At 57.5% G+C, this 24,099-nt stretch carries 21 protein-coding genes; 10 read left to right on the forward strand and 11 right to left on the reverse strand.

Features of this window, described 5'->3' with window-relative positions:
* Positions 1–68: 68 nt before the first annotated feature.
* Positions 69–1,943: a molecular chaperone HtpG gene (htpG, locus tag ACYAC5_RS05160; RefSeq protein ID WP_462062520.1), complete on the forward strand. Its 1,875-nt coding sequence runs from the start codon at positions 69–71 to the stop codon at positions 1,941–1,943.
* A gap of 53 nt (positions 1,944–1,996) precedes the next feature.
* Here htpG and ACYAC5_RS05165 read toward each other — a convergent pair whose 3' ends face one another.
* A complete protein-coding gene (locus ACYAC5_RS05165) occupies positions 1,997–2,866 on the reverse strand; it encodes a LysR substrate-binding domain-containing protein (protein WP_222181566.1) in 870 nt (289 codons plus the stop codon).
* Positions 2,867–3,054: 188 nt separating this feature from the next.
* On the opposite strand from ACYAC5_RS05165, the gene ACYAC5_RS05170 reads away from it, so the two are divergent.
* The 4 genes from ACYAC5_RS05170 to ACYAC5_RS05185 all read left to right on the forward strand — a co-directional run bounded on the left by ACYAC5_RS05170 (position 3,055) and on the right by ACYAC5_RS05185 (position 7,122).
* Positions 3,055–3,885 (forward strand): DUF6024 family protein, encoded by an 831-nt coding sequence (locus tag ACYAC5_RS05170; protein WP_462062523.1) that lies wholly within the window; start codon positions 3,055–3,057, stop codon positions 3,883–3,885.
* Between the two features lie 151 nt (positions 3,886–4,036).
* Positions 4,037–4,681: an adenylate kinase gene (gene adk / locus ACYAC5_RS05175; RefSeq protein ID WP_008103865.1), complete on the forward strand. Its 645-nt coding sequence runs from the start codon at positions 4,037–4,039 to the stop codon at positions 4,679–4,681.
* A 121-nt stretch (positions 4,682–4,802) separates the two neighbouring features.
* A complete protein-coding gene (gene hemH, locus ACYAC5_RS05180) occupies positions 4,803–5,762 on the forward strand; it encodes a ferrochelatase (protein WP_137385293.1) in 960 nt (319 codons plus the stop codon).
* 58 nt (positions 5,763–5,820) lie between these two features.
* Complete coding sequence (locus tag ACYAC5_RS05185; RefSeq protein ID WP_101762392.1) at positions 5,821–7,122, forward strand: inosine/guanosine kinase; 1,302 nt, start codon at positions 5,821–5,823, stop codon at positions 7,120–7,122.
* Positions 7,123–7,169: 47 nt separating this feature from the next.
* Here ACYAC5_RS05185 and ybaL read toward each other — a convergent pair whose 3' ends face one another.
* Complete coding sequence (gene ybaL / locus ACYAC5_RS05190; RefSeq protein WP_101762391.1) at positions 7,170–8,858, reverse strand: YbaL family putative K(+) efflux transporter; 1,689 nt, start codon at positions 8,856–8,858, stop codon at positions 7,170–7,172.
* Positions 8,859–9,317: 459 nt separating this feature from the next.
* Here ybaL and ushA point away from each other — a divergent pair, with 459 nt between their 5' ends.
* Positions 9,318–11,069, forward strand: coding sequence for a bifunctional UDP-sugar hydrolase/5'-nucleotidase UshA (gene ushA / locus ACYAC5_RS05195; protein ID WP_192414062.1), 1,752 nt, complete (start codon positions 9,318–9,320; stop codon positions 11,067–11,069).
* Positions 11,070–11,119: 50 nt separating this feature from the next.
* Here ushA and ACYAC5_RS05200 read toward each other — a convergent pair whose 3' ends face one another.
* Positions 11,120–11,551 (reverse strand): multidrug/biocide efflux PACE transporter, encoded by a 432-nt coding sequence (locus tag ACYAC5_RS05200; RefSeq protein WP_110865657.1) that lies wholly within the window; start codon positions 11,549–11,551, stop codon positions 11,120–11,122.
* Positions 11,552–11,641: 90 nt separating this feature from the next.
* Between ACYAC5_RS05200 and ACYAC5_RS05205 the strand changes: the two genes are divergently transcribed.
* The gene (locus ACYAC5_RS05205; protein WP_462062525.1) at positions 11,642–12,511 is read left to right on the forward strand and encodes a LysR family transcriptional regulator; all 870 of its coding nucleotides are present in this window, start codon (positions 11,642–11,644) and stop codon (positions 12,509–12,511) included.
* Here the strand turns inward: ACYAC5_RS05205 and ybaK are convergent.
* The 3 genes from ybaK to copA all read right to left on the reverse strand — a co-directional run bounded on the left by ybaK (position 12,508) and on the right by copA (position 16,637).
* Positions 12,508–12,987, reverse strand: a complete 480-nt coding sequence (gene ybaK / locus ACYAC5_RS05210) for a Cys-tRNA(Pro)/Cys-tRNA(Cys) deacylase YbaK (protein ID WP_137385298.1) — start codon at positions 12,985–12,987, stop codon at positions 12,508–12,510. The two genes, ACYAC5_RS05205 and ybaK, sit on opposite strands and share 4 nt — an antisense overlap.
* Positions 12,988–13,248: 261 nt before the next feature.
* Positions 13,249–14,049, reverse strand: coding sequence for a TraB/GumN family protein (locus tag ACYAC5_RS05215; protein WP_192414064.1), 801 nt, complete (start codon positions 14,047–14,049; stop codon positions 13,249–13,251).
* A gap of 68 nt (positions 14,050–14,117) precedes the next feature.
* On the reverse strand, positions 14,118–16,637 hold the full coding sequence (gene copA, locus ACYAC5_RS05220; RefSeq protein ID WP_462062526.1) for a copper-exporting P-type ATPase CopA: 2,520 nt from the start codon (positions 16,635–16,637) through the stop codon (positions 14,118–14,120).
* Positions 16,638–16,733: 96 nt separating this feature from the next.
* On the opposite strand from copA, the gene cueR reads away from it, so the two are divergent.
* On the forward strand, positions 16,734–17,150 hold the full coding sequence (cueR, locus tag ACYAC5_RS05225; RefSeq protein ID WP_101762384.1) for a Cu(I)-responsive transcriptional regulator: 417 nt from the start codon (positions 16,734–16,736) through the stop codon (positions 17,148–17,150).
* Here cueR and ACYAC5_RS05230 read toward each other — a convergent pair.
* The 5 genes from ACYAC5_RS05230 to tesA form a co-directional block, all read right to left on the reverse strand.
* The gene (locus tag ACYAC5_RS05230) at positions 17,126–17,587 is read right to left on the reverse strand and encodes an NfeD family protein (protein WP_462062527.1); all 462 of its coding nucleotides are present in this window, start codon (positions 17,585–17,587) and stop codon (positions 17,126–17,128) included. The two genes, cueR and ACYAC5_RS05230, sit on opposite strands and share 25 nt — an antisense overlap.
* On the reverse strand, positions 17,584–18,498 hold the full coding sequence (locus ACYAC5_RS05235) for an SPFH domain-containing protein (protein ID WP_101762383.1): 915 nt from the start codon (positions 18,496–18,498) through the stop codon (positions 17,584–17,586). The genes ACYAC5_RS05230 and ACYAC5_RS05235 overlap by 4 nt, the downstream gene beginning before the upstream one ends.
* 63 nt (positions 18,499–18,561) lie before the next feature.
* Positions 18,562–19,416, reverse strand: a complete 855-nt coding sequence (locus tag ACYAC5_RS05240) for a co-chaperone YbbN (RefSeq protein WP_101762382.1) — start codon at positions 19,414–19,416, stop codon at positions 18,562–18,564.
* 79 nt (positions 19,417–19,495) lie between these two features.
* On the reverse strand, positions 19,496–20,269 hold the full coding sequence (locus ACYAC5_RS05245; RefSeq protein ID WP_137385302.1) for an SDR family oxidoreductase: 774 nt from the start codon (positions 20,267–20,269) through the stop codon (positions 19,496–19,498).
* 31 nt (positions 20,270–20,300) lie between these two features.
* Positions 20,301–20,927, reverse strand: a complete 627-nt coding sequence (tesA, locus tag ACYAC5_RS05250) for a multifunctional acyl-CoA thioesterase I/protease I/lysophospholipase L1 (protein ID WP_176971305.1) — start codon at positions 20,925–20,927, stop codon at positions 20,301–20,303.
* Here tesA and ybbA point away from each other — a divergent pair.
* Together ybbA and ybbP are read left to right on the forward strand one after the other, a co-directional pair.
* Positions 20,895–21,581: a putative ABC transporter ATP-binding protein YbbA gene (gene ybbA / locus ACYAC5_RS05255; protein ID WP_101762379.1), complete on the forward strand. Its 687-nt coding sequence runs from the start codon at positions 20,895–20,897 to the stop codon at positions 21,579–21,581. The two genes, tesA and ybbA, sit on opposite strands and share 33 nt — an antisense overlap.
* The gene (ybbP, locus tag ACYAC5_RS05260; protein ID WP_462062529.1) at positions 21,578–23,995 is read left to right on the forward strand and encodes a putative ABC transporter permease subunit YbbP; all 2,418 of its coding nucleotides are present in this window, start codon (positions 21,578–21,580) and stop codon (positions 23,993–23,995) included. The genes ybbA and ybbP overlap by 4 nt, the downstream gene beginning before the upstream one ends.
* Positions 23,996–24,099: the final 104 nt, after the last annotated feature.

The following is a 24,099-nucleotide window of genomic DNA, read 5'->3' on the forward strand; positions in this document are numbered from 1 at the left end:
TGAAATCCTCTCCTTCATCCCCATTTCTCTCTCAACGTATCATCAACCCCGATTCAGTTGAGGTAGCAATGACCATGAAAGGACAAGAGACGCGTGGCTTCCAGTCAGAGGTAAAACAACTTCTGCACCTGATGATCCATTCACTCTATTCAAATAAAGAGATTTTCCTGCGCGAGCTGATTTCCAACGCTTCAGATGCCGCCGACAAACTGCGCTTCCGCGCGCTGTCGACGCCCGATCTGTATGAAGGCGACGGCGACCTGCGCGTACGTATCTCGGTCAATCCGGAAAATCGCACGCTGACGCTCAGCGATAACGGCATCGGTATGCGCCGTGATGAGGTGATTGAGAACCTCGGCACCATCGCTAAATCCGGCACCAAATCCTTCCTCGAATCCATGGGCTCCGACCAGGCGAAAGACAGCCAGCTGATCGGCCAGTTCGGCGTGGGCTTCTACTCTGCGTTCATTGTGGCGGATAAAGTCACCGTGCGCACCCGCGCCGCCGGCGCGAAAGCCGATGAAGCGGTGTTCTGGGAATCTGCTGGCGAAGGCGAATATACGCTGGCAGAGATTGAGAAAGCCGATCGCGGTACCGAAATTACGCTGCACTTCCGTGAAGGCGAAGATGATTTCCTCGATGCGTGGCGCGTGCGTAACGTGATCAGCAAATACTCCGATCACATCGCGCTGCCGGTTGAGATTGAAAGCAAAGACGAAGAGAGCGACACCACCACCTGGGAAAAGATCAACAAAGCCCAGGCGCTGTGGACGCGCAACAAGTCTGAGATCAGCGACGACGAGTACAACGAGTTCTACAAACACATCGCCCACGATTTCAGCGATCCGGCGATCTGGAGCCATAACCGCGTGGAAGGTAAGCAGGAATACACCAGCCTGCTGTATATCCCGGCGCGTGCGCCGTTCGACATGTGGAGCCGCGACAGCAAGCACGGCCTGAAACTCTACGTACAGCGCGTGTTCATCATGGACGATGCCGAGCAGTTCATGCCGAACTACCTGCGCTTCGTGCGTGGTTTGATAGATTCCAACGATCTGCCGCTCAACGTTTCGCGTGAAATCCTGCAGGACAGCCGTGTGACCCAGAGCCTGCGTGGCGCGCTGACCAAGCGTAGCCTGCAGATGTTAGAGAAGCTGGCGAAAGACGACGCGGAAAAATATCAGCAGTTCTGGAAAGAGTTCGGTCTGGTACTGAAAGAAGGTCCAGCCGAAGACAACGCTAACCAGCAACAGATTGCCAAACTGCTGCGCTTTGCCACCAGCCAGAGCGAAAGCGCTGAGCAGACCGTTTCGCTCGACGATTACGTGACGCGCATGGTGGAAGGTCAGGACAAGATTTACTACATCACCGCCGACAGCTATGCCGCAGCGAAGAGCAGCCCGCATCTGGAACTGTTCCGCAAGAAAGGCATCGAGGTGCTGCTGCTCTCCGATCGTATCGACGAATGGATGATGAGCTACCTCACCGAGTTCGACGGCAAAACCTTCCAGTCAGTCAGCAAAGCGGATGATTCGCTGAGCAAACTGGCCGATGAAGAGACCGAAGAGCAGAAAGAAGCGGAGAAGGCGCTGGAGCCGTTTGTTGAGCGCGTGAAAACGCTGCTGGGCGAGCGTGTGAAAGAGGTGCGTCTGACGCATCGTCTCACCGACACGCCAGCGATCGTCACCACCGATGCTAACGAAATGACCACGCAGATGGCGAAGCTGTTTGCCGCGGCCGGTCAGGACGTGCCGGACGTGAAGTACATTTTCGAGATCAATCCGGATCATACGCTGGTGAAACGCGTGGCTGATACCCAGGACGAGACGCGCTTTGCCGAGTGGGTTGAGCTGCTGCTGGATCAGGCGCTGCTCGCCGAGCGCGGTACGCTTGACGATCCAAACCAGTTTATCCGTCGCATGAACCAGTTGCTGACGGCGTAATCGCACCAAACCCGAAAGGTCGCCATTCATGGCGACCTTTTTTATATCTGCTGTTAAATCTGCGCCTGATCCCGCAACCAATCGCGAAACAACGTAATCTCCGCATCGTGCTGACGCGAAGTCTTGGTCATCATCAACGTGGCGCGATCGACGCGCACAAAGCCCAGCGGTGCGATCAAGGTGCCGTCACTCAACTCCTGACGCACCAGCAAGCGTGGCGCCATAATCACGCCCAATCCGTTTCTCGCCGCCTGAATGGCTAACGTCAAATTATCGAAATGCTTGCCGATCCAGTAATTGCCGCGTACGCCGCTGGTTTTCGCCCATTCGGCCCACGCATGCAGCCGCGTATCGGCGTGCAGCAGCGGCAGCGCGGCGAGATCCTGCTCGCTTTGAAAGCGGGCGGCAAACTGCGGGGCGCACAGCGGACCGATGTAATCATCGCTGATCAAGGTGGCATCAATATCGTCATCCGGCGACTGCTCGGCGCTGAGAATCAGCACATCGGTGTGCTCGCTGCGCAACTGGTCAATCTCCACCAGCGGCTGAAACTGCACTTCAATATCGGGATAGCGCTGATAGAAGCTGGCGATGCGCGGAATCAGCCATTGCGAGAGAAAGCTGGGCGCGCAGGAGACGCTGATATGATGGCGCATGCCGGTACGAATGCTTTCGCAGGTGGTGGAGAGCTCGCTAAAGGCTTTCTGACAACTCACCAGCAAACGTTCACCGTGTGAGGTTAATTTGACGCGTCCATTGGTACGCACAAACAGCGGCTTCCCCATCCAGCTCTCCAGCTGTCGAACCTGATGGCTAATGGCGCTATGGGTGACATGCAGACGTTCGGCCGCTACGCTAAAACTGCTGAACAGTGCCGCCTGGTGGAAATAGTGCAGTGCACGTAACGATGGAAGCACGGTCATACTCGTCCCCTGTGTAAAAACCTAACAGGGATTGTCAGTTTATATCATTTTAATGTCCAGCCGCATTGGCCTAACCTTTCCACCAGATTCTGGCAGGTTGACGGCTACGGCTCTCTGTGTTTTACGCCGACTATCACCGCAGGTTTCACCTCCCACACACAGCATAATAACCAGAGACATACCACGCGATGGCTCCACAACTTGCTTCTGCCAGGGCGGCGGCGGCGCGCGATAAGCTTCGCGGCTCGCTTTCCCGTTATTACCGGCTTGAAAATTTCGATCTCTTCTTCGCTCCCTCTTTGCATATCTCGCGAGTGCTGCTTTCCCAGCTGTTTCTCCGTCAGGAGCAATCACGTAATCACACGCGCTATGCCTCGCACTATCCGGTTAGCGAACTGAGCGTGCTGCCCACTTTGCCGATGACTGCGGGCAACATTGCGCTGGTGGATCATGTTGATATGCAGCAAGGTCGCGTGCGTGCGTTGAGCGAATGTCAAAGCCACGGCGTCACCGATGCATCGGAGTCGTTTGCCACGCAGCTACACAAACGGCTGGTAAGCGATGCGCGACTGTTTGTCGCCCGCCTTGATCGCCATTCGGCGTTATGCGGCGATCTGGTGTTAATCGCATTGCGCACCGCCGATTTCAGCACATTGGTGCGCAGCGAGCTGCGGCTGTTTGAGCAAGGATTAGCGCTCGGTGGCGCGCCAGAACAGGCGCTGGCAATGATGAAGGAGAGCGAATGGCGTCCGTACAATATTGCGATGGTGGAAAAAATCGCGCTCGACTCGCCATTCATCCTGCACTCCATTCAGCAACCGGGATTACCCTTTGCGCTTTTTCCGCTGCCGAACGGCCTCAATGCCAGTGAATTGCCGCAGGATATTCAGGTGCTGCCCGAACAGGCGCAATTACGCTTGTGCGCCGACGTGCGCGGCGGGGTCAACAAACAGCTGAACGTCACACCCGCACTGAAAAAACGCCTCAAAGACGTGCTCATGCTTAGCCGCGATTCCTAAAAACGGGCACTCTGCTGGTATTTGCTGACAAAGCAGGTCAAAGTAGACCTTTCGTGGCGAGCGCGCCCGTTTCCTTGTGGTGCGCGGGCCATAATGGTATGTTCTTCGCCTTCTCAGATTGAACAATGCGATTCGCAAGGGGAATTACGCAATGCGTATTATTCTGCTCGGAGCTCCGGGCGCAGGTAAAGGCACTCAGGCTCAATTCATCATGGAGAAATACGGTATTCCGCAAATCTCCACCGGTGACATGTTACGTGCGGCAGTAAAAGCAGGTACGGAACTGGGCCAACAGGCAAAAGCGATCATGGATGCCGGTAAACTGGTGACTGACGAGCTGGTGATTGCGCTGGTTAAAGAGCGTATCGCGCAGGAAGACTGCAAAAACGGTTTCCTGCTCGATGGCTTCCCACGCACTATCCCGCAGGCTGACGCGATGAAAGAAGCGGGCATCAAGGTTGACTACGTGCTGGAGTTCGCTGTACCGGACGAGCTAATTGTGGATCGTATTGTTGGCCGTCGCGTACACACGCCATCGGGCCGCGTTTATCACGTCACTTACAATCCACCGAAAGTGGAAGGTAAAGATGACCTGACCGGCGAAGAGCTGACCACGCGTAAAGATGACCAGGAAGAGACCGTGCGTAAGCGTCTGGTGGAATACCATCAACTGACTGCACCGCTGATTGCCTACTACGGCAAAGAAGCGCAAGACGGCAACACCGAATATCACAAAATCGACGGCACACGTCCTGTCGCCGAAGTGAGCACGCAATTGGCCACGATTCTCGGTTAATGCGTTGAGGGGCCGGTTGTCCGGCCCTTTTGCAGCAATTGCTTTCCCCTCCTTCAATTTCCGCTACAATTTCCCCCTGATTTTGCATTCGACCCATTCGTTTCGACATCAAGGAAATACCATGAGGCAAGAAAAGCCCGGGGTTTTGCTGGTTAACTTAGGCACACCAGACGCACCCACAACACCTGCGGTTAAACGCTATCTGAAACAATTCCTCGGCGATCCACGAGTGGTTGATACACCGCGCTTATTGTGGTGGCCGATTCTCAATTTCATCATCGTGCCTTTTCGCTCGCCACGCGTATCGAAACTGTATGCTTCCGTATGGATGGATGAAGGTTCACCGCTGATGGTGTTCAGCAAGCGTCAGCGTGACGCATTGGCGCAGCGCCTCGATATGCCGGTTGAACTGGGCATGAGCTACGGCCAGCCAAGCCTCGACAGCGCGCTGAAACGCTTGCTGGATCAGGGCGTGACCAAACTCATCGTGCTGCCGCTCTATCCGCAGTTCTCCTGCTCGACGGTTGCCGCAGTATGGGACGGCTTAGCCACCAGCTTTAAACCACTGCGCTCGCTGCCGGAAGTGGCGTTTATCCGCGATTACGCGGAGCATCCGGCTTACATCGCTGCGCTCAAAGCCTCGGTTGAGCGCTCGTTTGCGCTGCATGGCGAACCGGATCTGCTGGTGCTGTCCTATCACGGCATTCCGCAGCGTTTTGCCAATGAAGGCGATGATTATCCGCTGCGTTGCAAAGACACCACCGATGCGCTGGCCGCGGCGTTGGGCATTGCGCCGCACAAAATCATGATGACCTTCCAGTCGCGCTTTGGTCGCGAGCCGTGGCTGACGCCGTACACCGACGAAACCATGAAAAGTTTGCCGGCCAAAGGCATCAAGCACGTGCAGGTGATGAGTCCGGGCTTTGCGGCGGATTGCCTTGAAACGCTGGAGGAGATCAGCGGTGAGAACTGCGAGATCTTCCTGCATGCCGGCGGCGAAAAGTTCGAGTACATTCCTGCGCTCAACGCCGATGCGGAGCACATTGAAATGATGGTGCAGCTGGTCAACGCGCGCCGTTAAGGGTGTGGCAGAGAGTGTGATATCATTCTCTGCCTGATTTTCCCTGACGGCACTCTCGATGAAATTTCCCGGCAAACGCAAATCCAAACACTATTTCCCCGTCAACGCGCGCGATCCGCTGCTGCAAGCCACGCAGCAAGAGCAGGAAGAGGGCAGTTGGGTGGTGGGTATCGACCAGACGCTGGTGGATATTGAAGCCAAAGTCGACGACGACTTTCTGCAGCGTTACGGTTTAAGCGCCGGTCACTCGCTGGTGATCGACGATGCCACCGCCGAGGCGCTCTACAACGAACTGATGCGCGAAGCGCTCATCAGCCATCAATTTGCCGGTGGCACCATCGGAAATACCCTGCATAACTACTCGGTGCTGGCGGATGACCGCTCGGTGCTGCTCGGCGTGATGTGCAATAACATCCAGATCGGCGGCTACGCCTATCGCTACCTGTGCAACACCTCCAGCCGCATGGATCTTAACTTCCTGCAGGGCGTCGATGGCGCGATTGGCCGCTGCTTTACGCTGATTGGCGAGCAGGGCGAGCGTACCTTTGCCATCAGTCCCGGCTTGATGAACCAGCTGCAGGCCAACAGTATTCCGGAAGAGGTCATTGCAGGCGCGTCGGCGCTGGTGCTGACGTCCTATCTGGTGCGCTGCCAGCCGGGCGAACCGATGCCGGAAGCCACTTTACGCGCCATCGACTACGCCAAAAAACACAACGTGCCGGTGGTATTGACGCTCGGCACCAAATACGTGATTCAGGATAATCCGCAGTTCTGGCGCGATTTCCTGCGCGATCACGTCTCAATTGTGGCGATGAACGAAGAAGAGGCCTTTGCGCTGACCGGCGAGCAGGATCCGCTGCTGGCGTCGAATATGGCGCTGGATTGGGTGGATTTGGTGCTGTGTACCGCCGGGCCAACCGGTTTGTACATGGCCGGTTTCACTGAAGAAGAGTACAAGCGCAAAACCAACCATCCGCTGCTGCCGGGCGCGCTGGCTGAGTTCAACCAATATGAATTCAGCCGCGCGATGCGCCACAAGGATTGCGATCAGCCGCTGCGCATCTTCTCGCATATCGCGCCATATATGGGCGGCCCAGAGAAGATCATGAACACCAACGGCGCGGGCGATGGTGCGCTGGCGGCGCTGCTGCACGACATCACCGCCAACAACTTCCACCGCCAAAAAGTGCCTAACTCCAGCAAACACGGCCGCGCCTACCTGACCTATTCGTCGCTGGCACAGGTGTGTAAATACGCGAACCGGGTAAGTTATCAGGTGCTGAACCAGCATTCACCGCGCCTGACGCGCGGCCTCCCGGAGCGGGAAGACAGCTTAGAAGAGTCGTATTGGGACAGATAAAACGCAAGGTCGCCGTTCATGGCGACCTTGCTAAAGACCGCACTCACTTAAATCGGGCACTCACGTACAATCGGGTTCTGCGCAATCTCTTCTTCCAGCACATGCAGCATGCTGTTGGCGATCTCACGCTCTCCCATCACCACGCGATTCGCGCCACGCTCCATTATGTAGGTCACTTCATCGTCATAATGCGCACGGGCAATAATCTCAATGTCCGGACGCTTTTCGCGCGCTGCCGTCACGACTTCACCGGCTTCGTAGCCATTCGGAATGGTCAGCAGCAGCCAGCGGGCGCAGTCGAGGCGCGCCAGTTCCATGGTATCCACGCGTGCCGCATTGCCCAGCACCGCTTTGATCCCTTGCTCGCGCAGCGCTTCAACGCGCGGACGGGAGTTCTCCACCACCACCAGCGGCACATCCGCTTCCATCAGCTTTTGCCCCAGCAGGCTGCCGACGCGGCCATAACCTACTAAAACCGCGTGATTGCAGATATCCACCGGAATCTGCTTCTCTTCTTCGATCGCTTCTTCCAGCGTCTGCTCTTCGATGGTCTCGGTTTTGTCGAGGTAGCGTTCCAGCACGCTAAACAGAATCGGGTTAAGCATGATGGAGAGAATCGCCGCCGCCAGCACCAGATTGCGGCCTTCCTCGCTCAGCATGCCGAGCGAGATGCCGAGGCCGGCGAGAATAAAGGCGAATTCACCAATCTGCGCCAGGCTCACCGAAATGGTCATCGCGGTGCGACGTGAATGACCCAGCAGCGTTACCAGCAGCCAGGCGGCAATGGATTTGCCCAGCACGATAATCGCCAGCGCGCCAAGCACCGCCAGCGGCTGCTCAATCAGGATCATCGGGTCAAACAGCATGCCGACGGACACAAAGAACAGGACGGCGAACGCATCACGCAGCGGCAAGGTATCGTGCGCCGCGCGGTGGCTAAGTTCAGATTCGTTCAGCACCATGCCGGCAAAGAAGGCGCCGAGGGCGAAGGAGACATCAAAGAATTCGACGGCGCCAAAGGCGATACCGAGCGCCAGCGCTAACACCGCAAGGGTAAATAGCTCACGCGAGCCGGTCGCGGCACTTTTTGCCAGAATCCACGGCACTACGCGACGGCCTACCACCATCATCAGCACCATAAAGGCGACGACTTTACCGATGGTCAGCAGCAGATCCCACAACAGCAGCGTTGGGCTGGCGTTGCCCTGTTCCAGCATGCCGGCGATGGCTGGCAGCAGCACCAGCGTCAGCACCATCACCAAATCTTCCACGATCAACCAGCCAATGGCGATTTGCCCGCGCTGGCTATCAATCAGCTGACGCTCTTCCAGCGCACGCAGCAGCACCACGGTACTGGCGGTGGAAAGACACAAACCAAATACCAAACCGGTCATCCACGACCAGCCCATTGTCCATGAAAGTCCCATTCCCAGCAGCGTCGCCACGGCGATTTGCGCGATGGCGCCAGGAATGGCGATGGACTTTACCGACATCAAATCCTTCAGCGAGAAGTGCAAACCGACGCCGAACATCAGCAGAATAACGCCGAGTTCAGCCAGTTCAGGGGCAAGGTTGGTATCCGCGACAAAGCCTGGCGTGAAAGGGCCGGCCAGGACGCCAGCCAGAAGATAACCGACCAGCGGTGAGATGCGCAGGCGGTTTGCCAGCATACCAAGGAGAAATGCGAGGACCAGTCCCCCGACAATGGTAGTGATCAACGGTGTGGTGTGATGCATGCCTGTCTCCTTGTGTGCAAATGTATCCGCTTGTAACAACCTAGTGTAATGCACAATCACTCACCGCGTTTAAACATTTGAGCGGTTAAAGCCCACTAAATTGAAAAAATGAGACTAAAACGCAGCTGAAGCTCCATTTTCGTCAGTTATCTCACGATATCGACTGGAAATACGCAGAATGACGGGTGACGCGGAAAAAATAGTTGCAGTGGGAAATTGGCTTCGCAGCAGGGGTTGTTACGGTTAAAGCGGTCCTAAGTCGATAAAGTCACCGCCAGGTGTAGAATTGGGTTGTCATTCCCAGCGAGAAGCGAATTTAAAAATGCTGGTCGTCACGCTGTGCCATGATGCAATGCGTGTTTCATCTTGAGTTAGCCAGCCATCTGTGCGACACAGAAGGGCGATAACGCACATTAAGTCCACCGCTAAGTGGAAAAACGCAGAATAAGGAGATCGACTTTGTTTTTATCACCGCGAAAAGGGCGCTGGCTGGCGCTGACAGTGTTACTGCTGCCGATGCTGGCGCAGGCGTGGCAAACGGATCGCAGTTATCGTTTCAGCATTCTGCACACCAACGATCATCACGGTCGTTACTGGCCGAACGCACAAGGCGAATATGGCCTTGCGGCACAGAAAACGCTGATGGATCAACAGCGCTACGATGTGCAGGCCAAAGGTGGTGGCGCGCTGATCCTGTCAGCGGGCGATGTGAACACCGGCGTGCCAGAGTCAGACATGCTGGATGCTGAACCCGACATTCGCGGCATGAACCTGGTGGGCTATGACGCCATGGCGTTGGGCAACCACGAATTCGACAAACCGCTTAGCGTGCTGCAACAGCAGCAGAAGTGGGCCAAATTTCCGTTCCTTTCGGCCAACATCTATCAAAAAGGCACCGACACGCGCTTATTTAAGCCGTGGGCAACCTTTAACCGCATGGGGCTGAAGATTGCGGTGATCGGCCTGACCACCACCGACACGCTGCGCATCGCCAATCCGGAAAACATTGCGACGATTGATATTCGCGATCCGGTGAAAGAGACCGAAAAAGCGGTGGCGGAACTACGCGCCAGCGAAAAGCCTGATGTCATCATCGCGCTGACACACATGGGCCACTACGACGACGGTCAGCACGGCAGCAATGCGCCGGGCGACGTGGAGCTGGCGCGCAGCCTGCCGCCGGGCACCATCAACGTGATCATTGGCGGCCATTCGCAGGATGCGGTGTGCATGGAGAAAGAGAACGTCAGCGTAAAAGATTATCAGCCAGGCCAGCCCTGCCAGCCGGATCGGCAAAACGGCGTGTGGATCATGCAGGCAAAAGAGTGGGGCAAATTTGTTGGGCGCGGCGACTTCACCTTCCGCAATGGTGAGCTGACGCTGGAGAATTACCAGCTGATCCCGGTCAACCTCAAGCATAAAGTAAAGAATCTTGATGGCAGCGAATCCTGGCTTACCTGGCAGGAAGAGATCCCGAAAAACAGCGCGATGATGAAGCTGTTAACGCCGTATCAACTGCGTGCTGGCAAGAAACTGGATGTTAACGTCGGCAGCAGCGACGGCGTGTTTGTCGGTGAGCGCGACAAGGTACGCTTTGAGCAGACCAATCTTGGGCAGCTAATTTTGCGCGCCCAAATGGCGGCGACCAAAGCGGACTTTGCGGTGATGAGCGGCGGTGGCATTCGCACTTCGCTGGCGCAGGGTAATCTCAGCTGGCGCGATTTGTTGCAGGTGCAGCCGTTTGGCAATCAGGTGGTGTCGGTGACGCTGAAGGGTAATGAAGTGCTGAATTATCTGGCGACGGTTGCCAATATTAAAGTGGACTCCGGCGGCTTCGCGCAGTTCAGCAACATCAGCCTGGTGGCGGATGGTAAAGGCGTCAGCGACGTGAAGATTAATGGCGAACCGCTGCAAAAGGATAAAACCTACCGCATGGCGACTAACAGCTTTAACGCCAGCGGCGGCGACGGTTATCCGAACATTGAAACCCATGCTGGCTTCAGCAACAGCGGGCAGCGCGATGCGGATGTGCTGCGTGAGTATGTCAGCCAGCATTCACCGCTGAAGGTAGCGGATTATCAACCGACCGGCATCGTGCATCTGACGGCAGCGCAAATTGAAGAGCGCAACAAAGCGCTGGAGAAGCAACGCAAACCAAGCTACCCGCAAATGATTCTGGCGTGGATCTGGCCGCGCGCCGCACAACATTGAACTCTGCGCTCGTAGGTCGCCATTCATGGCGACCTCTTTTCAAATGCACATCACGCCTGACACGATTTCTGCGTCACCCAACGGTGGCGCAACTTATCCCACATCCAGTTGTAAACCATGGTATAGGGCAGGAAGAACAGGAAGAACGCCACTTCTAGCACAAAGGCTTCCAGCAGTGAAATATTCAGCATCCAGGCGGCAATCGGCAAGCCAATCAGGATAAAACCGCCTTCAAAGCCCAGCGCATGCATGGCGCGTAAACCGAATCCGCGTTTCACCTGCGGCGGCCAGATGCGGTCAAAGCCGGTGTTATAGATCATGTTCCACAGCATGGCGACGGTTGACAGCATAATCGCCAGCGCGCCCATCTGAAACAGCGGTTTCTCCATGATCCAGGCAGCCAGCGGCGCAACAGTGATAAGTGCTAACCCTTCAAAGCCTGCGGCATGACAAAAACGTTCTTTCAGCGAACGGGTACGCATATAAACCTCCTTATTGGTGATAACCCCTATTTTCGCACTGGGTGATGCTAAGATAAAATGATCACCTATCGATAAAAGCGATGGTTCAACATGAAATATTCCCCGGAATCCCTTGAGGCGTTTGTGCAAACCGTGGCCAGCGGATCCTTTTCGGCGGCGGCGCGCGCGTTGTCTAAAAGCCAGTCCACCATCAGTAACGCGATCGCTAATCTGGAAGACGATCTGGGTTTCACGCTGTTTGATCGCAGCGGACGTAACCCGGTATTGACCGAGCATGGCCAGCGCGCGTTTGCGCAGGTGCAGCAGATTCTGGCCGCCAGCCAGCGGCTGGATGAGCTGGCAGTGCGCTTATCGCAGGGCGTAGAACCGCGCCTTAGCCTGGCGATCTCCGATTTTTGGCAAGCGGATCACCATGAAAATCTGCTTAACCGGTTTGAGGTGCGTTATCCAGATATCGATTTTGAGTGCATGATCGCCGAGGATGCTGATGCATTAGATTTGATACAAGCCGGGCGCGTGCACCTTGGCGTGGTGCGGGCGCAGCCACAATTGCCACCGGATTTGGCGGTGGCACGCTTGCAAGTGGGGGCGCAGATGGCGATTTACCTTCATCAGGATCATGCGCTGTCGCAGGCTCAGCAGGTGAGTGAAGGGCATTTAGGTGAGTTGCGGCATCTGCGACTCAATACCTGGGTACAAAATCGCGATCCCTTGCCCGCCGGACGCGTGTGGTCGGCGCCATCTTATTTATTGCTGTTAGAGATGGCGGAGCAGGGGTTTGGCTGGAGTATATTACCGCGCTGGCTGGTGGAGCAGTTTGGTCATCAGGTGCTGAAGGAGTTGCCGGTGCCGGGCTGGCCGCAGCATATCGCGGTTGATGTGGTGTGGTCGCGGCGTAATCCGCCGGGACCGGCCGGGCGCTGGATGATCGATCAACTCTGCGCCCAGCAGCCCGACTAATCGCGCCGTGCGACGTCGGCCAGCGGCGCATCCAGCAGGCGAGACAAATCTTGCGCGGCCAGCTCGATATCCAGCCCGCGTTTGCCGCCGGAGATAAAGATGGTGGCAAACTCCGCTGCCTGCCGATCGATCACCGTTGGCAGACGTTTTTTCTGTCCCAGCGGGCTAATGCCGCCTACCAGATAACCGGTCACGCGCTGTGCCAGCTGCGGATCGGCCATATCCGCTTTCTTGGCGCCAAGCGCTTTGGCGACCTTTTTTAGATCCAATTGGGTTGAGACCGGCGTCACCGCAACCGCCAGCGCTTTAGCATCGCCGTTGAGCGATACCAGCAAGGTTTTGAACACCTGGCGCGCATCCAGATTAAGCTTACGCACCGCTTCGTCGCCAAAATTGGTTTCGTGGCTATCGTGGTCGTAGGGATGCAGGGTAAAGGTGACTTTTTGTTTTTCCAGAAGTTTTACCGCGGGCGTCATGATCGGTCCTTGTTAGGAAAATTCTTATTTCAGTTTTGATGGAAAAACAGTGGCGAAATTCTGAACTTTGCGCGAGAATTGGCCCGCGCCAGCAAGAGATTGTTGGTGATAACCAAAATCATAAACAAATTCCTCTTTGACGGGCCAATATTATTATTGGCCTTCTTTTTTTCCGCCGAACGCAAAAGTAATCAACCGCACAAGCCCGTAGCGGCGCGATTTATCGCGCAATAACTTGCGCCGCTACGAAATGTGCACGAATCAGCTCTTCAGCAGTCCCGGCAAATTATCATCGCCATACAGATGCAGTGCGCCTACCGCCACCACATAACGCCCTTTCGGTAACGCCAGCAGCAGCTCGCGCCAGTGCTGGTTGCGGTTGCGCATCAACGTGTCGTTCAGCTCGCTGCTAAAGGTGGTCGGCAACGCCACCGGTTGTTGGGTGGGCGGCGCATCCAGCCACCAGCTGATCATGGTTTGCAGCAGGCGCGCGTTGGTGTGCCAGTGTTCCAGCGTATCCAGCAACAGCGGCAAACCATCCTGCGGCAGCGATTTCAGCAGGGCGATCTGCGTTTCCGGACCTTCCAGCTCGATAATGCGTTTGTTGGCCGCTTTGGCCGCCTGCAACAGCTGATAATCGATACCAAACTGCGGACGCAATCCCAGCCGCTGCGCCTGTTGCGCCTGCAACATCAGCGCGATCTGCCAGAACGGCAGCGTATCGAACAGGCTCAGTGACAGCGAAAGCTCATCGCACAAGGCCTGCAAGCGCTGCAGCACGTCGTCGTCGAGTCGCATTGCCAGCGGCGGATGTTCATCATCATTGCTGAACGGCGATTCGCCTTGAGTGATATCGGCTTCGACAATCAGCGCGTCGGCTTTATGCAGCTGGCGCAATAGCCCGGCAGGCAGCGGCTGCATATCGCGCGTGCCCATGTGAATGCTGCCCGCTAAATGCAAACGACGATCGCCCAGCTGAATATCCATGGCCGGCCAGCTGTAACTGGCCGGAAAAAGGGTCGCGATCCGTTGTTGGATGCTGTGCCACAGACCGTGTCTCATTCCCTGTCCTTTATAAGGCAAAAAACCATGCTAGCGATTTCATCTCATGAAAAACAGGGCTGGAATGGCTATTGACGTTGCGCGGGCTTGAAGCGCAACAAACGGTTAGCGTTGCTCACCACGGTAATGGATGACAGCGCCATCGCCGCGCCTGCGACAATCGGGCTCAGCAGCATGCCGGTAAACGGATAGAGCACGCCGGCCGCAATGGGGATCCCAAGGCTGTTGTAGATAAAGGCGCCCAACAGATTTTGCCGCATATTGCGCAGCGTAGCGCTGGAGATTGACAGCGCATCGGCGACGCAGTGCAGATCGTTGCGCATCAGCGTCATGGCGGCGGTTTCTACCGCCACATCGCTGCCGCCGCCCATCGCAATGCCGACATCGGCCTGCGCCAGCGCGGGCGCATCATTAATGCCGTCGCCGACCATCACCACTTTGCGGCCTTGCTGCTGTAGCTGCTTAATCGCCTGCGCTTTACCATCCGGCAACACGCCGGCAATCACTTCATCAATACCCGCTTCGGCGGCAATGGCCTGCGCGGTTTTCTGGTGATCGCCGGTCAGCATAATCAGGCGATAACCTTGCTGATGCAGACGCTGCAGCGCCGCTTTACTCTCGGGACGCAAGCTGTCACGCAGCGCGATCAATCCCAGCAGCTGCTGATTGTCGGCCAGCAGCACCGGCGTTGCGCCTTGTGCGGCGAAGCGCGCGATATCGTCCTGCGCGGCGCGGTAATCAACCTGCTGCTCATCCAGCAGCGCCTGATTCCCCAGCAGCAGCGTTCTGTTTGCCACTGTAGCGCTGATGCCTTTGCCGCGTATTGTACGAAATTGCTTAACCGCTTCGGCGTTCACCGCAGGCGCAGCCTCAAGAATCGCTTTGGCGAGCGGATGGCTGGAGCCTTGCTCCATCTGCGCCGCCGCGCTGAGCACCTGCTCGCGATTCCAGTCGCCATACAGCACCACATCGCTGACCTGCGGCGTGCCGCGCGTCAGGGTGCCGGTTTTATCAAACACGATAGTATCGACTTCGCTGGCTCGCTGCAGCGCATCGGCGTCACGCACCAGCACGCCCAGCTCTGCGGCGCGTCCGACGCCAGCAATCACTGACATCGGCGTGGCTAAACCCAAAGCGCAAGGGCAGGCGATGATCAGCACCGTGGTGACAATTACCAGCGTGTAAGCCAGTTGCGGCTGCGGACCCGCCAGATACCAAATAACCCCGCTCAGCAGCGCAATCGCCACCACCACCGGCACAAATACCGCGGAGATGCGATCCGCCAGTCGGCCAATATCCGGTTTGCTGCTTTGCGCCTGACGCACCAGATTGATAATGCGCGCCAACGTGGTGTGGCTGCCGATGGCGCGCGCCACAAAGTGCAGCGTGCCGTCTTGTACCAGCGTACCGGCAAAGATTTTATCTCCCGGCTGTTTGGCCTGCGGCACTGCCTCGCCTGTCAGCATCGCTTCATCCAGCCAGGCTTCACCGCTGGCGACGTCACCGTCCACCGGTACGCGATCGCCAGTGACCAGCTTCAGCGTCATGCCGGACTTAACCTCGCTGAGCGGCAGCAGTGTTTCACCCTGATCGCTGATGACCCGCGCCTGCGCCGGAGTTAAATCCAGTAATCGTTCCAGCGCCTGCGAGGCACGCTGGCGTGCGCGCTGCTCCAGCGCGTGGCCGAGATTGATCAGGCCAACGATCATCACGCTGGCTTCAAAATAGAGATGACGCGCCTGATGCGGGAAGAATTCGGGCCAAAGGGCGACGCTCATCGAATAGAGCCACGCCGCGCCGGTTCCCAGCGCCACCAGCGTGTCCATGGTGGCTGTGCCGTGACGCAAACTGCGCCACGCGCTGCGATAGAAGTGGCCGCCGGCCATCACCATCACCAGCAAGGTTATCACGCCGAGCGTGCGCCACAGCGTTTGGTTATCTGCGCTCAGCATCATGTTGTCGCCGAGCATGCCCCAAATCATCATCGGCACGCCGAGCAGCAACGCCAGCGCCGATTGCCAGCTAAAACGGCGCATAGCGTGCTGCGCGCTAACCTGCTGGCGTTCGCGGCGGGTTTGTTCATCCTCGATCACTTCGGCGGAATACCCAGCCTGATCGACCGCGCTCACCAGCGCTTCGGCGCTTGCATCACCCATGATCAGCGCGCTGCGCTCACCGAGATTGACGCGTGCCTGGCTGACGCCCGGCACTTTTTGCAGCGCCTGTTCCACGCGGCTTACGCAGCTGGCGCAGCTCATGCCGCCAATCAGTAAATGATGCACAGCAAGCTCAGCTTCAGTGGATTGTGCCGGTTGCGACTCCGTTGTCAGCGCCTCCGGCGGCGGCTCTGTAGCTGTCAACGGATCAGGCTTTGGGCTGGCTGCGCCTTCTTTTAGCACCGCGTGATAACCGGCTTGTTCAACCGTAGCGATCAGATCGCTGGCGCTCGCCGCACCGGTCACGCGCGCTTCTTGCTGCGTGACGTCCGCCTGTTCAACATCGCTGCGCTGCTCCAGCGCTTCTTTGACGCGTTTTACACAGTGGCCACAGGACAAGCCGTCCAGCGCCAGCAGTTGGGTATGTGACATGGTGTACTCCTCAGGCTAATGATTTTGACTACATGCAAAATTTGCATTAGAACTACAGCCTAAACCTTCCCCTGAATGGAAGGTCAAGGGGGAAAAATGAACATCAGCGATGTGGCAAAAAAAACCGGACTCACCAGCAAAGCGATTCGCTTCTACGAAGAGAAGGGCGTGGTGACGCCGCCGTCGCGCGGTGACAATGGCTATCGCCATTACGCGGCGCATCATATTGATGAGCTGAATCTGCTGCGCCAGGCGCGTCAGGTGGGTTTTACGCTGGAAGAGTGCCGTGAACTGGTGACGCTGTTCAACGATCCCGCGCGCCACAGCGCCGATGTTAAAGCGCGCACTTTGCAGAAAGCCGACGAGATTGCTGCGCACATCGAAGAGTTACATGCAATGCGTGCGCGCTTGCTGGAACTGGCGGAGGCTTGCCCCGGCGATGACAGCGCAGAGTGCCCGATCATCAATCATCTGGCCGGTTGCTGCCATCACGCCGATGGAAAGCGCGGCTGAATCATCAACGTAATGCCGACCACGCCAGTGACAATCACCGGCGTGCCCGCCGGCAGGTCGCTATCTGCCTGCACGCGCCAGCTGCTGTCGCCAATGCGTACGTGTCCAAGGCCGTTTTTCAGTGCGTTATCCAGCGTCAACTGCATGCCCATTAACTGGTTGCCGCGCTGGTTAAGCGTGTTGGCGACCTGCGACGATTCGCGATAGCGCATCCAGCGATGCCAGAAGAATGCGCTGAACAACGTCATCACCGCAAACACAATGCCCTGACTGGTCCATGAGATGGGAAACAGCCACTCAATCACCGCCACCGCGACGGCGGCTAAGCCACTCCACAGCAGATAACCGCTGGTGCCGAGCATTTCGGCGGCCAACAGCAGGCCGCCCAGCGTCAGCCAGAACCAGTGTGGATGCGCAATCAGCTCCATCAGGATCATGGTCTGCGCTCCGTCCGGTTCTCCTTCAGCAATTCACTGATACCGGCAATTGAACCGAGCAGGCTGCTGGCGTCCAGAGGCATCATCACCACTTTGCTGTTGTTGGCTTCGCCGATTTTTTGCAGCGCGTCGGTGTATTTCTGGGCCACAAAGTAGTTCACCGCCTGAATATCACCGGCGGCTATCGCCTCGGAGACCATGCGCGTCGCCGTGGCTTCCGCTTCTGCCTGACGCTCGCGCGCTTCAGCTTGCAGGAAGGCCGAGGTGCGTTCGCCTTCTGCTTTGAGGATCTGCGACTGCTTGTCCCCTTCTGCGCGCAAAATCGCCGCCTGACGTACGCCTTCGGCGGCAAGGATATCGGCGCGTTTGGTACGTTCCGCCTTCATCTGCGCGTTCATCGCGGCGATCAATTCCTGCGGCGGGCGCACGTCACGAATTTCGATACGGGTAATTTTCACGCCCCACGGATTGGTGGCTTCATCAACGATATGCAGCAGACGCGTGTTGATGTTGTCGCGCTGCGACAGCATCTCATCCAGCTCCATGCTGCCAAGCACGGTGCGGATATTGGTCATGGTCAAATTCAGGATCGAGAGTTCAAGATTGCTGACTTCGTAGGCGGCGCGCGCCGGATCGACAACCTGAATAAAGCAGACTGCATCAATGGTGACGTTGGCGTTGTCTTTAGAGATGATTTCCTGCGAAGGGATATCGAGTACCTGTTCCATCATATTGATTTTGCGACCAATACGATCCATGAACGGCACAAGCAAATTGAGGCCTGGCGCCAGGGTTTTGGTGTAGCGGCCAAAGCGCTCTACCGTCCACTGGTAACCTTGTGGAACAATTTTTACACCGGCCCACACGGTAACGAGTGCGAGCACAATGATGACGGGAATGACCGTTAACATATAACCTCCTGGCTGTCAGATTGTCGGGCCGAGTCGTTCGGCCCGTTTAACGCGCGGTACCGATCAGTACAGCAGCGAGTAAAGCTGGCGGCGATAGCGCGTGGCGAGCGTGTCGCCGGTGCCGAGTGCGGCCAAAATTTCCTGGAACATTTTACGCACCTGGCCGTCACCGACGCTGAGATCGCTTTTCAGGAAGCTGAACAACAACTCCAGCGCTTCCTCGTTGCGGCCAACCTGATGCAGCTGTAACGACAGTTTAGCAGCCAGCTCGGCATTGGTCGGATCGCTGGCTAACTGCTCCTGCAACAGCTGAATTTCTGGCGTATCGGCGGCCTGCTTTAACAGGTCGATTTGCGAAATCAGGCTCTGATAGCGCGTGTCCTGATCCTGCAGCGGCACCGCATCCAGCACGGTTTCTGCTTCGTCGCTGCGGTTCAGGGTGATCAACACTTCTGCCAGCAGGAAGCCAATTTCGCTGTTTTTGTTGCTCAGCTGCCAGGCGTCTTTCAGCAGCGGCAGCGCTTCCAGCGGTTTGCCTTCGTGCATCAATTGCATCGCCTGCTGCGCTTTAACTTCTTCTTCACGCGGCAACACTTTTTGCAGCAGAGCGCGAATTGCCTCTTCCGGCTGCGGTCCCTGGAAGCCGTCAACCGGTTGACCGTTCTGGAACAGATAAACGGTTGGGATCGAGCGCAGGCCAAACTGCGATGCCACCATTTGCTCTTTATCGCAATCCAGCTTCGCCAAAATAAACTGACCCGCATACTCCTGCGCCAGGCGATCCAGCACCGGCGTCAGTTCCAGACAGTGCTGACTGCGTTCGGACCAGAAATAGAACAGCACCGGCAGCTGCATCGACTGTTCTAAGGTCTGCTGCAGGTTGGATTCGTTGATGTCGATAATCAAAGCGTGTGACATGAATACGTCTCTTGTCAGAAAGTGTGTTGAGGATATGGGGGCAAGCTGCCCCGGTTCAAGTTTGATTCTGCGTTGCAGCTTAGTTGCTGCGCAAAATGCGATCCAGTATCCAACCTGGCAGCAGGCGTTTCAGCAGGCTCATCGCCCAGGCCACCAGCGTTACCGGATAGCGCAGGCGCGGATGTTTGCTCTCTAACGCGTGGCGCAGCTTCGGCAAAATCGCTTCCGGCGGCAGCGTGAAACGCGCGGCGATGCCCGGATTTTGTACCGGTTTATCCTGCTGGCCCTGATGCACGTTATCGGTGAAACGCGTGCTTATCGGGCCGGGTTCAATCAGGCTAACGCGCACGCCAGAGTCGCGCACTTCAAGACGCAGCGCATCGCTCCAGGCTTCCAGCGCCCATTTGCTGGCGGCATAGGCGCCGCGCCCCGGCGTCGAGATCAGTCCCAGTACCGAACTGGTATTGACGATGCGTCCGTTGCCGCTGGCTTGCAGCGCGGGCAGCAGGCGCATGGTCAGTTGATGAGTGCCAAACAGATTGGTGGAAAATTGCTTCTCTAATTGCTGACGCGAAACGCTGCTGAGCGGCCCATATTGACCAAAACCGCCGTTGTTAAACAGCGCGTGCAGGCGATGATCGGTGAGTTCCAGCACGCGATCGGCGGCGGCATCGACGCTGGCGGCATCATCGAGATCGAGCTGCACGCCAATAAATCCCAATGCTTCCATGCGCGCCACATCGTCGGCGCGGCGACAGGCGGCCAGCACGCGATAGCCGCGCGATAAAAGGTCATTTGCGGCGACCAAACCAATGCCGCTCGAGCAGCCGGTGATGAGAATTGTTTTTTGCATTTCTTTACCCGTTAAAAATCACACGCCTGCATTAATCATGCTTTACTAGCGGAGCCAGTTCGGTCGCCATCAGGTTGGCGATAAACGGCTGAGCATCCGGATTGGGGTGAATTCCATCCTGCTGCATCCACTCCGGCTTCAGGTAGACCTGCTCCATAAAGAAGGGCACCAGAGGAATGTCGTACTGCTGTGCCAGGCGCGGATAGATCGCGCTAAACGCTTCCGTATAACGACGTCCATAATTAGCCGGCAGACGAATCTGCATCAGCAGCGGCTGCGCTTTAGCGGCTTTCACTTCGTCGATCACTTTGGTCAGGTCCGCGGCGATATTCTGCGGCGGGAAACCACGCAGGCCATCGTTACCGCCCAATTCGATTAACACCCAGCGGGGTTGATGCTGTTTTAATAGGCCCGGTAAACGCGCCAGCCCTTGTCCTGCGGTATCTCCGCTGATGCTGGCGTTGACCACTTTGGGCTGCTGTTGCCACTCTTTATTCAGCAGGCTGGGCCAGGCCGCGGTGGCGGACATGCGATACCCGGCGCTCAGGCTGTCGCCCAACACCAGCAAGGTATCGGCGGCGGCGAGTCGGGACACCAGCAGAAGCAATAACAACAGGAAGGGATAATGCCAGCGGAAAACATTGTTGCAGTTCATCATCTTACTAAGTCCGTCGGTCAGGGAGAGCATCAGCTGACCATCCTTACCGGAGTTGAGCTGGTTGTCAAACCAGCTGAGACCATCGCCCTGATTGGCGAGTCCGGCTCGGGCAAATCCACGCTGCTGGGCATTCTGGCCGGACTGGACGACGGCAGCAGCGGCGAAGTGCATCTGCTTGGCCAGCCGCTACACAGCATGAATGAAGAGCAGCGAGCGGCGCTGCGTGCGCGTGAAGTGGGGTTTGTGTTTCAATCCTTTATGCTGGTGCCGACGCTGAATGCGCTGGAAAACGTGCAGCTGCCGGCGCTGCTGCGTGGCGACAGCGATCGCGAAAGTCGCCGCCAGGCGGTGGAACTGCTGACGGTGCTGGGTTTGAAAGATCGTCTGCACCATCTGCCGGCGCAACTTTCGGGCGGCGAGCAGCAGCGTGTGGCGCTGGCGCGTGCCTTTAGTGGTCGCCCCGGCCTGCTGTTTGCTGATGAACCCACCGGCAACCTCGATCGTAAAACCGGCGATCGTATCGCCGATCTGCTGTTCTCCCTCAACCGCGATTTTGCCACCACGCTGATTCTGGTGACGCACGATGAACAACTGGCGGCGCGCTGCGACCGTCGCTTACGGCTGCGCGACGGCAAGTTGTGGGAGGAGTCATGATTTGGCGCTGGTTCTGGCGCGAGTGGCGTTCGCCCTCGCTGCTGATTGTCTGGCTGGCGCTCACTTTAGCCGTGGCCTGCGTGCTAGCGCTGGGCTCGATCAGCGATCGCATGGAAAAAGGCTTAAGCCAGCAGAGCCGCGACTTTATGGCCGGCGATCGCACGCTGCGCACCACCGCGCCCGCGCCGGAAGCGTGGCTTAACAAAGCGCGTGACGAAGGGCTGTCGGTCAGCAGCCAGCTGCACTTTATGACCATGACTTTCGCGCAAGAGACGCCGCAGCTGGCGGACGTGAAGGCGGTGGATAACGCCTATCCGATGTTCGGCACGCTGCAAACCAATCCGCCGGGCTTACGTCCACAAGCGGGCACGGTGTTAGCTGCGCCGCGTTTGCTGGCGCTGCTGAATCTGAAAGTGGGCGACAGCGTGGATGTCGGCGACACCACGCTGCGCATTGCCGGGGAAGTGATTCAGGAGCCGGATGGCGGCTTCAATCCGTTCCAGACCGCGCCGCGTCTGCTGATGAATCTGGCCGACGTAGAGAAAACCGGTGCGGTGCAGCCGGGCAGTCGTCTGAGCTGGCGCTATAAATTCTCCGGCGATCCGGCACCCCTGGCGCGCTATGACAGCTGGATCGCGCCGCAGCTAAAAGCCGATCAGCGCTGGATCAGCGTGGAGAATTCGGAAGATGCGCTGGGCCGCTCAATGCAGCGTGCGCAGCAGTTTTTACTGCTTTCCGCCTTGCTGACGCTGATGCTGGCGATTGCTGCGGTGGCGGTGGCGATGAGTCATTACTGCCGCAGCCGCTACGATTTGGTGGCAGTGCTGAAAACGCTGGGCGCAACGCGCAAGGCACTGCAGCGGCTGATTATCGGTCAATGGTTGGCGGTGCTGTTGCTGGCGGCGATTGTCGGGAGCGCCCTGGGGCAGGGCATTGAAGTGATTCTGCTGCTGATGCTGAAACCGGTGCTGCCGGGCGCGCTGCCTGGGGCGAGTTTCTGGCCGTGGCTGTGGGCGATCGGCGCGATGTTTGTGATTTCGCTGCTGGTGGGTTTGCGTCCGTATCGTTTGCTGATGGCGACGCAACCGCTGCGCGTACTGCGGCGGGATGCGGTGGCGAACGTCTGGCCGCTGCGATTCTATCTGCCGGCAATGGCGCTGGTGGTGATTGGCTTGCTAGCGCTGCTGATGGGCGGCAGCAAAATGCTGTGGGCGCTGCTGGCGGGCGTGGTGATGCTGGCGCTGCTGCTGGCGTTACTCGGCTGGGGCACCTTGCTGCTGCTGCGTCGGCTGGTGGTGCGCAATCTGGCGCTGCGCCTGGCGATCAACCGTCTGCTGCGTCAACCGGCGATGACGCTCAGCCAGCTGGCGGCATTTTCGCTGTCATTTATGCTGCTGGCGCTGCTGCTGGTGATGCGCGGCGATCTGCTGGATCGCTGGCAACAGCAACTGCCGCCGGACAGTCCGAACTATTTCCTGCTGAACATCACCAAAGAGCAGGTGCCGCAGGTACGCGACTTCCTGATCGAGCATCAGCTTAAGCCGGAAACCTTCTACCCAATTGTGCGTGCGCGCCTGACCGAGCTGAACGGCAAAGAGGCCGATCCCCAGCTGGATAACGCGCTGAATCGCGAACTCAATCTGACGTGGCAAGCGGAGCGTCCGGATCACAATCCGCTGATTTCCGGTAACTGGCCGCCGCAGCCCGGTGAAGTGTCGATGGAGGTGGAGCTGGCGGATCGTCTGGGCGTGAAGCTCGGCGATAGCTTAACCTTCAGCGGCGATACCCAGCAGTTCAGCGCCAAAATCACCAGCTTGCGCAAGGTGGATTGGGAAAGTCTGCGGCCGAATTTCTTCTTTATCTTCCCGCCGGGCGCACTCGATCAGCAGCCACAAACCTGGCTGACCAGCTTCCGTATGGAGAGCAATCCGGCGCTGCTGGCGCAGCTTAATCGTGCATTCCCGACGCTGAGCCTGCTGGATATCGGCAGCATGATGCGCCAGATTGGTCAGGTGCTGACGCAGGTCAGTCAGGCGCTGGAAGTGATGGTGGTGCTGGTAACGGTGTGCGGCGTGCTGCTGTTGCTGGCGCAGATCCAGGTTGGCATGCGTCAGCGTCGGCAGGAGTTGGTGGTCTATCGCACGTTGGGTGCCAGTAAACGCCTGCTGCGCGGCACCTTATGGTGTGAGTTTGCGCTGCTTGGCGTGGTGTCGGGGATTGCGGCAGCGCTGGGCGCGGAAGCGGCGCTGTGGGGCTTGCAGCGCAAGATCTTCGATTTTCCGTGGCAGCCAGACTGGACGTTATGGATCGCCTTGCCGATCGGCGGCGCGCTGCTGCTCTCGCTGTGTGGAGCCTGGTTGGGTATTCGACTATTAAAACAGAAGGCGCTGTTCAGAAGCTTCAGTGCCGGATAAGCAAAACGGTTTTGTCTTAAATTTAAGTTCTGGTCTGCGTGAGTCGACTCCTGAAAGCAGATCAGACTTATTTAAGGCTAAATAAACGCTATCACGGCAAAAAG

The organism is Pantoea sp. y20 (assembly GCF_054903455.1).